The organism is Salinarimonas chemoclinalis, assembly GCF_041514305.1.
Classification (GTDB): domain Bacteria; phylum Pseudomonadota; class Alphaproteobacteria; order Rhizobiales; family Beijerinckiaceae; genus Salinarimonas; species Salinarimonas chemoclinalis.
Genome location: NZ_JBGMWH010000003.1, coordinates 380753 through 392799, shown reverse-complemented (window position 1 = coordinate 392799; position 12047 = coordinate 380753). Strand labels below are relative to the sequence as shown.

General features: G+C 70.9%; 12 protein-coding genes. 4 read left to right on the top strand and 8 right to left on the bottom strand.

Going from position 1 to position 12047, the window contains the following annotated elements; genetic code table 11:
* Nucleotides 1-70: 70 nt before the first annotated feature.
* The 3 genes from AB9M23_RS09025 to AB9M23_RS09015 all read right to left on the bottom strand — a co-directional run bounded on the left by AB9M23_RS09025 (nt 71) and on the right by AB9M23_RS09015 (nt 2900).
* Complete coding sequence (locus AB9M23_RS09025) at nt 71-1636, bottom strand: ABC transporter substrate-binding protein (RefSeq protein WP_372424191.1); 1566 nt, start codon at nt 1634-1636, stop codon at nt 71-73.
* 49 nt (nt 1637-1685) lie between these two features.
* A complete protein-coding gene (locus AB9M23_RS09020; protein WP_372424190.1) occupies nt 1686-2135 on the bottom strand; it encodes a VOC family protein in 450 nt (149 codons plus the stop codon).
* A gap of 99 nt (nt 2136-2234) precedes the next feature.
* A complete protein-coding gene (locus AB9M23_RS09015) occupies nt 2235-2900 on the bottom strand; it encodes a GntR family transcriptional regulator (protein ID WP_372424189.1) in 666 nt (221 codons plus the stop codon).
* Nucleotides 2901-3026: 126 nt separating this feature from the next.
* Between AB9M23_RS09015 and hydA the strand changes: the two genes are divergently transcribed.
* The 4 genes from hydA to ertB all read left to right on the top strand — a co-directional run bounded on the left by hydA (nt 3027) and on the right by ertB (nt 8073).
* Nucleotides 3027-4457, top strand: coding sequence for a dihydropyrimidinase (gene hydA, locus AB9M23_RS09010; protein WP_372424188.1), 1431 nt, complete (start codon nt 3027-3029; stop codon nt 4455-4457).
* A gap of 128 nt (nt 4458-4585) precedes the next feature.
* Nucleotides 4586-5068 (top strand): DUF2948 family protein, encoded by a 483-nt coding sequence (locus AB9M23_RS09005; protein WP_372424187.1) that lies wholly within the window; start codon nt 4586-4588, stop codon nt 5066-5068.
* Nucleotides 5068-6360, top strand: a complete 1293-nt coding sequence (gene hisD, locus AB9M23_RS09000) for a histidinol dehydrogenase (RefSeq protein ID WP_372424186.1) — start codon at nt 5068-5070, stop codon at nt 6358-6360. Before AB9M23_RS09005 ends, hisD begins: the two co-directional genes overlap by 1 nt.
* A 51-nt stretch (nt 6361-6411) precedes the next feature.
* Complete coding sequence (gene ertB / locus AB9M23_RS08995; RefSeq protein ID WP_372424185.1) at nt 6412-8073, top strand: thiourocanate hydratase; 1662 nt, start codon at nt 6412-6414, stop codon at nt 8071-8073.
* A 303-nt stretch (nt 8074-8376) separates the two neighbouring features.
* Here the strand turns inward: ertB and lpdA are convergent, their stop codons facing one another.
* Genes lpdA through odhB form a run of 5 tightly spaced genes read right to left on the bottom strand, consistent with a single transcriptional unit; the run spans nt 8377 to nt 11982 of the window.
* Entirely contained in the window at nt 8377-9780 is a 1404-nt protein-coding gene (gene lpdA, locus AB9M23_RS08990; protein WP_372424184.1) for a dihydrolipoyl dehydrogenase, read from the bottom strand.
* Nucleotides 9781-10152: a pentapeptide repeat-containing protein gene (locus AB9M23_RS08985; RefSeq protein WP_372424183.1), complete on the bottom strand. Its 372-nt coding sequence runs from the start codon at nt 10150-10152 to the stop codon at nt 9781-9783.
* 6 nt (nt 10153-10158) lie between these two features.
* Entirely contained in the window at nt 10159-10446 is a 288-nt protein-coding gene (locus AB9M23_RS08980) for a DUF2442 domain-containing protein (protein ID WP_372424182.1), read from the bottom strand.
* The gene (locus AB9M23_RS08975; protein WP_372424181.1) at nt 10443-10694 is read right to left on the bottom strand and encodes a DUF4160 domain-containing protein; all 252 of its coding nucleotides are present in this window, start codon (nt 10692-10694) and stop codon (nt 10443-10445) included. Before AB9M23_RS08975 ends, AB9M23_RS08980 begins: the two co-directional genes overlap by 4 nt.
* A 16-nt stretch (nt 10695-10710) precedes the next feature.
* The gene (gene odhB, locus AB9M23_RS08970; RefSeq protein ID WP_372424180.1) at nt 10711-11982 is read right to left on the bottom strand and encodes a 2-oxoglutarate dehydrogenase complex dihydrolipoyllysine-residue succinyltransferase; all 1272 of its coding nucleotides are present in this window, start codon (nt 11980-11982) and stop codon (nt 10711-10713) included.
* Nucleotides 11983-12047: the final 65 nt, after the last annotated feature.

Genomic DNA, 12047 nt, shown 5'->3' with positions numbered 1-12047 from the left:
GGTTCCTCGGCACCTGGGACGGCGCGCGGCGCCGGGTCGACCCGGCGCCGCGCGGTGACGATCGGGAGGTTCAGTCCCCGACGTCCATCTCGTAGGCCCACAGGAACTTGTCCGTGCGCGGCTCGAACACGACGCCGTCGCGCGCCGCGTAGATGTCCTGCTCGTAGTGGACGGGGATCATCGGGATGTCCTCGAGCAGGATCTTCGTCGCCTCCTGGAGATGCACGTCGCGCTCCTCGATGCGCGGCGTCGAGTCCGCGAGGTCGATCAGCCGGTCCACCTCGGGATTCGAGTAGGAGCCGCGGTTGACCTGGCCGTAGCCCTCCTTCACGCCGCGGGTGTAGAACATCACCGCGTACATCGAGCCGGCGTCGCCCGAGGGCACGTCCCAGCCGGACATGATGAAGCTCGACTGCTCGGACGGGACGCGGATGTAGCCGAAGAAGTTCGCCCGCGGCATCAGGTTGAGCTCGAGATCGATGCCGATCTGGGAGAGCATGGAGGCCAGCGCCTGCGCGATCTGCGCATCGTTGACGTAGCGGTTGTTGGTGGCGTCGAGCGTCATCTGGAAGCCGTCGGCCCAGCCCGCCTCGGCCATCAGCGCACGCGCGGCCTCGATGTCGAAGGGGTACATCTCGCGGAAGCTCGCGCCCTCGACGTAGCCCACGTGGGTCGAGGGGACGTACTGATCGGACGGGGTCGAGAGCCCGTTCATGATGATCTTCGAGATCGTGTCGACGTCGATCGCCCGGGCGATCGCCTCGCGCACGCGCTTGTCCTGCATCGGGTTCGTGTCGAGCGGGATCGTCGGCGACGTGTCGCGCACGTCGAGCGCCAGCACGACGTTGAGCAGGCTCGGGCGGATGATGACCTCGAAGCCGTCCTCGCGGCGCACGCGCTCGACGTCGCGCACCGAGAGGTCCTGCACGATGTCGAGCTCGCCGGTCAGGAGCGCGGCGGTGCGCGTCGCCGGGTTGGTGATCGGGCGGAAGACGACGCGGTCGATCTCCGGCGCACCCGCCCAGTAGTCCGCGTTCGCCTCGAGGACGAGCCGGTCCTCCTTGACCCACTCGGCCAGCTCGTAGGGGCCGGTGCCCACCGGCTGGAGGTCGACCTGCTCCTCGCCGACGCTGGTGACGTGCTCGCGGTTGAGGATCAGGATCGCGGCGAGGTCGTTGGGCAGCGCCGCGTAGGGCTGGAAGGTCACGATCTCGACCGTGTGGTCGTCGATCGCCGAGAAGCGCTCGATGTTCTTGGCGAGGTTCGCCATCAGAGAGGCCTTGAGGCGCTCGAGCGTGAAGACGACGTCGTCGGCGCCGAAGGGCTCGCCGTTGTGGAAGACGACGTCGTCGCGAAGCCGGAAGCGCCAGGTCGTGTCGTCGACGAGCTCCCAGCTCTCCGCGAGTCCGGGCCCGAAGTTCAGGTCGGCGTCGCGCCGGATCAGCGGGTCGTAGATGTGGTAGAACATGATGTTCGACGACAGCTCCTCGCCCGCCTGCGGGTCGAGGTGCACGGCGTCCGCCGTGAGGCCGACGGTGAGGGTCTTCGTCTCGTCCTGCGCCAGCGCGGGCGTGGCGAGGACGGCGGCGAGGGCGGCGCCGGCGAGGAGGTGCCGGAGGGGCGTGCGGGCATGCATGGTGATCGGGTCCTCTCTGGGTCTTGCCGAGGGGCGTTCCCCGCCCTCTTCATGTGGAATTGCGAGCGGCCCTCGTCGGAGGAGCCGGGTCCGAGGCTCGGGCGAGCGCGCTCTGCACCTCGATCTGGTAGCCTTCCGGGTCGTCGAAGACGAAGGCGCGGATGCCGAGGGACGCCGAGTCCTTCGGCGCGGTGAGCTTGGCGACGCCCTGCGACGCGGCCCAGGCGTGCCAGGCGTCGACGTCGGGCACGCGGATGCACAGTTGCACCGGCTTGGTGTCCGCCGCGCGGTGCATGCCCCGGGTCTCGTCGACGAGACCCACATGGGCGCTGCCCGCCATGCGGTAGATCTTCGACCATCCCTGATCGATGGCGAGCGCGAACCCCATCACCCCCTCGTAGAAGGCGATCGCCCGGGGCAGGTCGCGATAGTAGAGGAACGTGATCGCCAGCTCGACGGGCGCCTCCGGGCGCGCTGCTGTCGGGGCCTCGTCCGTCATGCCTCTGTCTCCGATCCCGTTACGTATGGGGATGGTATACACAGTGTGTCCTCTGTCAACGATCCGCTGCGGGCAGCCTGGCGCTTTTTCGGGCAGCCTTCAGAAGAGGCGCGACAGATGGCCGAGGATGCCGGCGCGCACGTTCTCCAGATGCGTGCGCATCGCCGCCTCGGCGCGCTCCGGGTCGCGGGCGAGGATGGCGTCGAGGATGGCGATGTGCTCGTGGCAGCCGGGCTCGAAGCGCTCGGGGATCGAGCCCTTGTCGTACATCCGGGTCTTGAGCTTGAGTCCGAGGATCATGTCGTGCAGGAGCCGCGAGCCCGACGCGCGGGCGATGCCCCCGTGCAGGTCCTCGTCGAGGCGCATGTGGGTCGCGGGGTCGGGGCGCGTCGGGCCGAGGAAGCGCTCGACCCGTGCGCGCATCTCCAGGAAGGGCTCGGGCGAGATCACCACCGTCGCCGCCTGGCGCGCCGCCTCGCATTCGAGCAGGCGGCGCACGTGCAGGATCTCCATGATCTCGGTGATCGAGACCGTACTCACCGTCGGCGCGTTGCCGGCGACCCGCGACACGAGCCCCTCCGACGAGAGCCGCGCGATCGCCTCGCGCCACGGCGTGCGCGAGACGCCGAGCCGCTCGGCCAGCGGCTTCTCCTGGAGGCGCGTGCCCGCCGGCAGCTCGCCCGACAGGATCATGGCGCGCAGCCGCTCGTGCGTCGCGTCGCCGAGCTTGGGGCTCGGCTCCCCCGTGGTTCCGTCCTGGCGCACGAGCCGGCCCTCCCCGCGCGCTCCCGCGCGCCCGGCCGTCGTGGATCGCGGCCGCTTGTCATGAGTGTATACACACCGTATCCTGATGCAAGCGAGAGCCGGAACGGAAATCGGGGGGAGCGCGGGATGCACGACGTCGTGATCAGGGGCGGCCTCGTCGCCACCGGCGGGGGGAGCGTCCGGGCCGATCTCGCGATCCGCGACGGCAGGGTCGCCGCGCTCGGCGCCGACCTCGGCCCGGCCCGGCGCGAGATCGACGCCACGGGCCGGCTCGTGCTGCCGGGCGGCGTCGATTCCCACTGCCACATCGAGCAGCTCTCCGGCGCCGGCCTGATGAACGCCGACACGTTCGAGACCGCGACCCGCTCCGCGCTGATGGGCGGAACGACGACCACGATCTCCTTCGCCGCCCAGCACCCCGGCATGCGGCTCTCGCGCGTGGTCGCCGACTACGAGGCGCTCGCCGCCCGCGGCGCCATGACGGACCACGCCTTCCACATGATCGTCTCGGACGTCTCGGGCACGACCCTCACGGAGGATCTGCCGGCGCTGATGGCGGCGGGGCATCGCTCGATCAAGCTCTTCACGGTCTACGACAAGGTGCGCGTCGGCGACGCCGAGATCCTCGACGTTCTGTGGACCGCGCGGGACAGCGGCGGGATCGTCTGCGTCCACGCGGAGAACGACGGGCTCGTCCGCTGGATGGTGCGCCGGCTCGTCGAGAGCGGGCGTACGGCACCCCACCACCACCCGATCTCGCATCCGCGCGCGGCCGAGATCGAGGCGCTCTCGCGCATGTGCCGCTTCGCGGAGTTCACCGGCCAGCCGGTGATGCTGTTCCACGTCTCCTGCGCGGAGGGCGTCGGCGTGGTGCGGGAGGCGCGCGGGCGCGGCGCGCCGGTCGTGGCGGAGACCTGCCCGCACTACCTCTTCATGACGGCGGCCGACTTCGCGAACCCGCCGGTCGAGCCCGCCGGCCTGATGTGCTCGCCGCCCCAGCGCGAGAGCGCGGACCAGGAGGCGCTCTGGGCCGGGCTCGCGCGGGGCGATCTCGACCTCGTCTCCTCCGACCACGCGCCCTACCGCCTCGACGCGCGCGGCAAGTACGCGCACGGCCGCGACGCGCCCTTCACCCGCATGGCGAACGGCATGCCCGGCCTCGAGACGCGCCTGCCGCTCCTCTTCGACGCCATGGTGACGAAGGGGCGGCTGGGCCTCGACCGGTTCGTGGCGCTCACCGCCACGACACCCGCCGACGTCTTCGGGCTCCCGGCCAAGGGCCGGCTGCTGCCGGGCTGCGACGCCGACGTGGCGATCTGGGATCCCTCGGCGACCCGCACCTTCGGCGTGGACGACCTCCACGACGGCACGGGCTACAATCCCTTCGCCGGGCGCACGGTGACCGGCTGGCCGGTCACCGTGCTGCGCCGGGGCGAGGTCGTCGTCGCGGACGGCGCGCTCGCCGCGGCGCCCGGAAGCGGCCGGCGCATCCCCATGGCGGTCTCCCCCGCCATGCGCCCGCTGGCCGACCCGCCGGCGGGCCGGCTCGACCCGTGAGCCGCGATCGGTGAGACGTCGCGCCACGGCGCGGCGCGCGAAACCGCCTCATGCGCGGGCGGGCGGTTGCGCGGCGGGGACCCCCTCTCTATCTCAGGGAAAACCCCGTGCTGCCGAGGTGTGAACCGATGGATCTCCTCAAGCTGGTCGCGTTCGACGAGGAAGACCTCGCCGTGGTGTCGGCCCACCTCCAGGATGCCGCCGTGCGCGTGGAGGACGTCGCCTATCTCCCCAAGGAGGGCCGCTTCGCCCTGTGCGCCCGCCGCTTCGACTGGGAGAGCGACCCCGGCGAGTCCCCCCGCCGGCGCCTCACGGGCCTGCATTTCGAGCGCGTGCTCGCCGTGCGCTGCCGGAACATGGACCCGCGCCGCAAGGACGAGGTGCTCAACCTCCTCGCCGTCACCTTCGAGCCGATGACCGCTCCGGCCGGCTGCGTCACGCTGATCTTCTCCGACGACCGCGCCATCCGCGTCGAGGTCGAGTGCCTCGAGGCGCAGATGAAGGACATGGGCCCCGTCTGGGAGGTGGAGAGCCGCCCGGCGCACGATCCGGCCCGTGCGGCGCCGGCGATCCTGGACGCCGCGCCCGAGCCCCGCGGGGCGCGGGGCTGATGCCGATCCGTCTCGACGCGCGCGATCCCGCCTTCGCGCAGGCCTTCGAGGCCCTGCTGGGGATGAAGCGCGAGGCGTCCGAGGAGGTCGACGGCGTGGTGCGCGCCGTCATCGCCGACGTGATCGCGCGGGGCGACGCCGCGCTCGTCGACTACACCGCCCGCTTCGATCGCCTGAGCCTCGCCGCCGACGGCCTGCGCATCACGGGAGACGAGCTGGAGGCCGCGGAGGCGGCCTGCGACCGCACCGCGCTCGACGCGCTGCACCTCGCTCGCGAGCGCATCGCGAGCTACCACGCGGCGCAGAAGCCGCAGGACATGCGCGAGACGGACGCGCTCGGCGTCACCCGCGGCTGGCGCTGGACGGCGGTGGAGGCCGCGGGCCTCTACGTGCCCGGCGGCACCGCGAGCTACCCCTCGTCCGTGCTGATGAACGCCGTCCCCGCCCGCGTCGCGGGCGTCGAGCGCATCGTCATGTGCGTGCCCACCCCCGACGGCGCGGTCGATCCGCTGGTGCTCGCCGCCGCCCGCATCGCGGGGGTCGACGAGGTCTATCGGGTGGGCGGCGCGCAGGCGATCGCGGCGCTCGCCTACGGCACCGCGACGATCGCGCCGGTGGCGAAGATCGTCGGGCCGGGCAACGCCTATGTGGCCGCCGCCAAACGCCGGGTGTTCGGGCGGGTGGGCATCGACATGATCGCCGGCCCCTCCGAGGTGCTGATCCTCGCCGACGGCGAGGCGAACCCGGACTGGGTCGCCGCCGACCTGCTCGCCCAGGCGGAGCACGACGCCGCCGCGCAGTCCATCCTGATCACCGACAGCCCGGCGCTCGCCGACGCCGTCGAGGCGGCGGTGGAGCGGGCGCTGGCGACGATGTCCCGGGCCGAGATCGCCGGCGCTTCCTGGCGCGACTTCGGCGCCGTGATCGTCGTGCCCGATCTCGAGGGCGCGATCCCCCTCGTCGACCGGCTCGCGCCCGAGCATCTCGAGATCGAGACCGCCGATCCCGAGCGGCTCGCCGCGCGGGTGCGCAACGCCGGCTCGATCTTCCTCGGTGCCCATACGCCGGAGGCCATCGGCGACTACGTCGGCGGCCCCAACCACGTGCTGCCGACGGCGCGCTCGGCGCGCTTCTCCTCGGGCCTCTCGGTGCTCGACTTCATGAAGCGCACCTCGATCCTGTCCTTGACGCCCGACGCCCTGCGCGCGCTCGGTCCCGCCGCGATCGCGCTCGGCCGCGCCGAGCGCCTCGACGGCCACGCCCGCTCCGTGGCGATCCGGCTCAACCTCTGAGGGGGGAAGAAGAGGGCGCGCCCGCCGCCCGCGTCCTCCGGGAGCGATCCTATGCCCAGCGAGAACCCCCGCCACCCCGGTTTCCCGATCCCCGGAGGCCCCGAGTTGCGCGCCAAGGGCTGGCGGCAGGAGGCCCTGCTGCGGCTCCTCGAGAACGTGCTGGCGGTGGGCGAGAACCCGGACGCGCTCGTCGTCTACGCCGCGCTCGGCAAGGCGGCGCGCTCCTGGCCGGCGCACCGCGCCATCGTCGAGACGCTGCTTTCCATGGACGAGGACCAGACGCTCGTCGTGCAATCGGGCAAGCCGGTCGGCCTGCTGAAGACCCACGCCGACGCGCCGCTCGTGATCATGGCGAACTGCAACATCGTCGGCCAATGGGCGAAGGCGGAGATCTTCTACGAGCTGGAGCGGAAGGGCCTCGTCGCCTGGGGCGGGCTCACCGCGGGCTGTTGGCAGTACATCGGCTCGCAGGGGGTGATCCAGGGCACCTACGAGATCTTCATGCGCATCGCGCAGAGGCGCTTCTCCGGCGATCTCGCCGGCCGCTTCGTGCTCACCGCCGGGCTCGGCGGCATGGGCGGCTCGCAGCCGCTGGCCGGGCGCATGGCGAAGGCCGCGATCCTGTGCGTCGAGGTCGACCCGGCTCGCGCCGAGACCCGCAAGCGGATCGGCTATCTCGAGGAGATCGCGCCCGACCTCGACACGGCGCTCGCCATGATCGACGCGGCGGTCGCCGAGAAGCGCCCGCTGTCGGTGGGCCTCGTCGGCAACGCCGCCGACGTCTACCCGGAGATCGCCCGGCGCGGCATCACCCCCGACGTGGTCACCGACCAGACCGCGGCGCACGACCTCGTCTTCGGCTACGTGCCCCGCGGCATCCCCCTCGACGAGGTCCGCCGTCTGCGCGAGTGCGATCCCGACCGGCTGATGCGCGAGAGCCGCGCCTCCATCGTCGAGCACGTGCGGGCGATGCTCGCCTTCCAGGCGCGCGGGGCGGAGGTGTTCGACAACGGCAACCTGATCCGCTCCCACGCCGTCGACGGCGGCGTGGCGAACGCCTACGACATCCCGATCTTCACGGAAGCCTACCTGCGCCCGCTGTTCTGCCGCGCCATCGGCCCGTTCCGCTGGATGGCGCTCTCTGGCGCGCCCGAGGACATCCGGGTGATCGACGATCTGGTGCTCGCGATGTTCCCCGACGACCGCATCGTCACGAACTGGATCGCGCTCGCCCGCGCACACGTCCCCTTCGAGGGCCTGCCGGCGCGCATCGCCTGGCTCGGTCACGGCGAGCGCACCCGCCTCGCCCGCGCGGTGAACCGGCTCGTGGCGGAGGGGCGGCTCGCAGGGCCGATCGCCTTCTCGCGCGACCACCTCGACGCGGGATCGATGGCGCATCCGCGGATCATGACGGAGAACCTGAAGGACGGCTCGGACGCCATCGCCGACTGGCCGCTGCTCGACGCGATGGCGCTGTGCGCCTCCGGCGCCGATCTCGTCGCGATCCACTCGGGCGGGGGCGGCTATGCCGGCTTCATGACGTCGGCGGGCGTCACCGTGATCGCCGACGGGAGCGACGCCGCCGACCGCCGCCTCGACCGCGCGCTGACGAACGACACCGCGCTCGGCGTCATCCGCTACGCCGACGCCGGCTACGAGGACGCGCTCGACGCGGCGGCGACGGGGGACGTGGGGCACATCCGGGTGGGGTGAGGCGCGAAGGTAGGCGCAGCGTCGCGGAACATCCGCCGACGCGCTCCCCTCTCCCTCGTGGCTCGTCGACTCACACGTATGCGGCACGTCGGGTCGAACGACGAACTCCGCGAGGCAGATGCAGGCCTTCTCCTTCCCTGTAGGGGAAGGTGGCACCGGCGAAGCCGGTGACGGATGGGGCGCGGCGCGCGAGCGACGCGTTCCGCGAAGCGGAAGCCGACGTGTCCGACGTCGAACCGACCACCTCCCCAGCACAGGTCGTGTGGGTCCGTGCGGCACGACCGCGACGCCGGTCCGGCGCGCTCACATGTGGAGCGCGCGCTTCTCCACGGCGAGCGCGGCTTCCTTCACCGCCTCGGCCAGCGTCGGGTGGGCGTGGCAGGTGCGGGCGACGTCCTCGGAGGAGGCGCCGAACTCCATCGCCACGGCGATCTCGTGGATCAGGTTGCCGGCTTCGGGCCCGACGATGTGGGCGCCGAGGACCCGGTCGGTCTTGGCGTCGGCGAGGATCTTGACGAAGCCGTCCGTCATCAGGTTCGCCTTGGCGCGGCCGTTGGCCGTGAAGGGGAACTTGCCGACGTTGTAGGCGACGCCCTGCGCCTTCAGGTCCTCCTCGGTCGCGCCGACGGCGGCGACTTCCGGATAGGTGTAGACCACGTTGGGAATGACGCCGTAGTTCACGTGCCCGCCCTTGCCGGCGAGCAGTTCGGCGAGGGCCACGCCCTCGTCCTCCGCCTTGTGGGCGAGCATCGGGCCGGCGATCACGTCGCCGATGGCCCAGATGCCCGGCACGTTGGTGGCGTAGTGCCCGTCGGTGACGACGCGACCCTTCTCGTCGCGGGCCACGCCGACCTCGTCGAGGCCGAGCCCGTCGGTGTAGGGTCGCCGGCCCACCGCGACGAGGACGACGTCGGCGTCCAGCGTCGTGGCCTCGCCGCCCGCCGCGGGCTCCACGGTGAGGGTGACGCCCGCATCCGTCGCCTCGGCCTTGGTGACCTTGGACGAGAGCTTGAAGCTCATGCCCTGCTTGGCGAGGATCTTCTGGAACTGCTTGGCGGTGTCCGCATCGATGCCGGCGAGGATGCGGTCGAGATACTCGATGACCGTCACCTTGGCGCCCAGCCGGCGCCAGACCGAGCCGAGCTCGAGCCCGATCACGCCGCCGCCGATCAGCACGAGGTGCTCCGGCACCGCCTCGAGATCGAGCGCGCCGGTGGAGGAGACGATCCGCTTCTCGTCGATGGCGATGCCCGGGAGCGCCGTCACCTCGGAGCCGGTGGCGATGACGATGTTCTTCGCCTCGAGCGTGGTGGTCGCGCCGTCCTCGGCGGTCACCTCGACCTTGCCCGGCGCGACGATCCGGCCGGTGCCGTGGTGGGCGTCGATCTTGTTCTTCTTGAGCAGGAACTCGACGCCCTTGGTGTTGCCCTCGATCGCCTGGTCCTTGAAGGCGAGCATCTTCTTCAGGTCGAGATTCGGCGTGCCCACCTCGATGCCGAAGGCGCCGAAATGATGCGCGGCCTCCTCGAACAGGTGAGAGGCGTGGAGCAGCGCCTTGGACGGGATGCAGCCCACGTTGAGGCAGGTGCCGCCATGCGCCTTGCGCTTCTCGACGACGGCGGTCTTCAGCCCGAGCTGCGCCGCGCGAATGGCGCAGACGTAACCGCCCGGGCCGGTGCCGATGATGACGAGATCGTAGGTGGACATTTAGCTTTCGGCCCCCGTGTCGGTGGCGCCGCGAAGGCCGTCCTTGAGGCTTGCGGCGTCGATGTAAGTCGGAAGGCGGGTTCGATCGTCTACGACGGCCGACATGAGCTGCTCCACTGTGAGATTCGCAACTTCCGTCAAATCTGTCCCGCGCAGAACCGTTCCGCGCAGATCCGCACCCTTGAGATCCGCTCGCTGCAGCGATGCGTTGGAAAGGTCGGCTCCCGCGAGATTGGCACCCCGCATGGAGAATTCGCTGAAGTCGAGGCGGCGAAGGAATGCGCCGTGTAGGTCGAGCCGGGGCGTCGAGCGTACGCGCCCGAGCGGCTCTCGGCCGAGATCCCGGACAGCGCGGACCGTCGTAAACAACATGCTGCGTCAGCCCGCCAGATCGAGGAGCGCGGCCTGGCGCACGGCGAGATCGCGCAAGAAGTCGCACTCAAAGTCGATTTCGTCGCCGTCGTCGTCCAGCCAGAAGATGCCGTGCCCGTATTCCTGGACCTGTACATTTCTGAAGCGGTCGGAATCGCGGATCGACGCGAAAATCTCCCCGTCCTTGATGAGCGGCCTAAGGTCGACGAAGCCCTCGTAACCATCGGTCCAGCGGAGCTTGACGACGCCGGGCAAGACGGCTTCCGCTGCTTCGATATGGAGAAAGCCGCTCATTCGATTCTCCCCGGCTTTTGCATCTTCTGGGCAGTATACCAAGCCGCGAAGAGTTTCTCACGCCGCGGCTCGGCCCAAGCCAGTAAAGCCTTGAGCTTGTGCACCGGAAAGGTGCCCTTGAGACTCCGAAGGGTCTCGATCTCGACAGCCAAGCGATGCTCGCCGAAGATCGCGTGGAAATGCGGCGGAGGATGCTCCCTCAAGTAGAACCGAATCTGAATGCCGTCCACGACGGCGACGGTCGGCATCCTCCCGGCCCCCTCGTCAAAGATCTAGCACGAGTCGCGCCGGGTCCTCCAGGGCCTCCTTCACCCGCACGAGGAAGGTCACCGCCTCCTTGCCGTCGACGATGCGGTGGTCGTAGGAGAGCGCGAGATACATCATCGGGCGCACCACGACCTGGCCTGCGCGCACCACGGGGCGCTCCTCGATGCGGTGCATGCCGAGGATGCCGGACTGCGGCGCGTTGAGGATCGGCGTCGACATCAGCGACCCGTAGATGCCGCCGTTGGTGATGGTGAAGGTGCCGCCCTGCATCTCGTCGATGGAGAGCTTGCCGTCGCGCGCCTTCTTGCCGTAGACGCCGATCTGCTTCTCGATCTCGGCGATCGACATCGTGTCGGCGTCGCGCACCACGGGCACGACGAGGCCCTTCTCGGTGCCGACCGCGATGCCGACGTGGTAGTAGTTCTTGTAGACGATGTCCTGCCCGTCGATCTCGGCGTTGACGGCAGGGAGCTCCTTCAACGCCTGCACGCAGGCCTTCGTGAAGAAGCCCATGAAGCCGAGCTTCACGCCGTGCTTCTTCTCGAACACGTCCTTGTAGGTCTTGCGCATCTCCATCACGGCCGTCATGTCGACGTCGTTGAACGTCGTGAGCATGGCGGCGGTGTTCTGCGCGTCCTTGAGGCGGCGCGCGATGGTCTGGCGCAGCTTCGTCATGCGCACGCGCTCCTCGCGCGAGGCGTCGTCGGGCGCCGAGGGCGCGCGCATCTGGGCGGGCGCGGGGGCCGGCGCGGCCGGCGCCTGCGCGCCGCCGGATGAGCCGCCTTGGGCGATCGCGGCGAGCATGTCGCCCTTGGTGACGCGCCCGTCCTTGCCGGACGCGGCGACCCCGGCGGGGTCGACGCCGCTCTCGCGGGCGAGGCGGCCGACCGCCGGGCCGTGGTCCTCGGTGGCGAGCCCGGTCTTCGGCGCGTTGCCGTAGCCCTGCGCGGACGCCGCCGGCGCGGAAGCCGGCTTCTCCGCCGGCTTCTCGGCGGGCTTCTCCTCCGCCTTCTTCGTCGGCGCAGCGGACCCGCCCTCGTCGATCGTGCCCAGGACGGCGCCCGGCTCCACCGTCGCGCCTTCGGCCTGGGCGATCTCGGCGATCACGCCCGACGCGGGCGCGGGCACCTCGAGCGTGACCTTGTCGGTCTCCAGCTCCACGAGCGGCTCGTCGGCGGTGACGGCCTCGCCGGGCTTCTTGTACCAGCGGGCGATCGTCGCCTCGCTGACGGATTCGCCGAGGGTGGGGACGCGGATCTCTGTGGCCATCGGTTCGGGTCGCTTCATCGGACGGGAGAGGAGGGGCGGGGGCGCCCGCCGCGCGGCGCGGCGGC

Bases quoted from the DNA above. Each gene is read 5' to 3' on its own strand.
- AB9M23_RS09025 (WP_372424191.1), bottom strand. From the start codon at position 1,636: ATGCATGCCCGCACGCCCCTCCGGCACCTCCTCGCCGGCGCCGCCCTC.
- AB9M23_RS09020 (WP_372424190.1), bottom strand. From the start codon at position 2,135: ATGACGGACGAGGCCCCGACAGCAGCGCGCCCGGAGGCGCCCGTCGAG.
- hydA (WP_372424188.1), top strand. From the start codon at position 3,027: ATGCACGACGTCGTGATCAGGGGCGGCCTCGTCGCCACCGGCGGGGGG.
- AB9M23_RS09005 (WP_372424187.1), top strand. From the start codon at position 4,586: ATGGATCTCCTCAAGCTGGTCGCGTTCGACGAGGAAGACCTCGCCGTG.
- hisD (WP_372424186.1), top strand. From the start codon at position 5,068: ATGCCGATCCGTCTCGACGCGCGCGATCCCGCCTTCGCGCAGGCCTTC.
- ertB (WP_372424185.1), top strand. From the start codon at position 6,412: ATGCCCAGCGAGAACCCCCGCCACCCCGGTTTCCCGATCCCCGGAGGC.
- lpdA (WP_372424184.1), bottom strand. From the start codon at position 9,780: ATGTCCACCTACGATCTCGTCATCATCGGCACCGGCCCGGGCGGTTAC.
- AB9M23_RS08985 (WP_372424183.1), bottom strand. From the start codon at position 10,152: ATGTTGTTTACGACGGTCCGCGCTGTCCGGGATCTCGGCCGAGAGCCG.
- AB9M23_RS08980 (WP_372424182.1), bottom strand. From the start codon at position 10,446: ATGAGCGGCTTTCTCCATATCGAAGCAGCGGAAGCCGTCTTGCCCGGC.
- AB9M23_RS08975 (WP_372424181.1), bottom strand. From the start codon at position 10,694: ATGCCGACCGTCGCCGTCGTGGACGGCATTCAGATTCGGTTCTACTTG.
- odhB (WP_372424180.1), bottom strand. From the start codon at position 11,982: ATGGCCACAGAGATCCGCGTCCCCACCCTCGGCGAATCCGTCAGCGAG.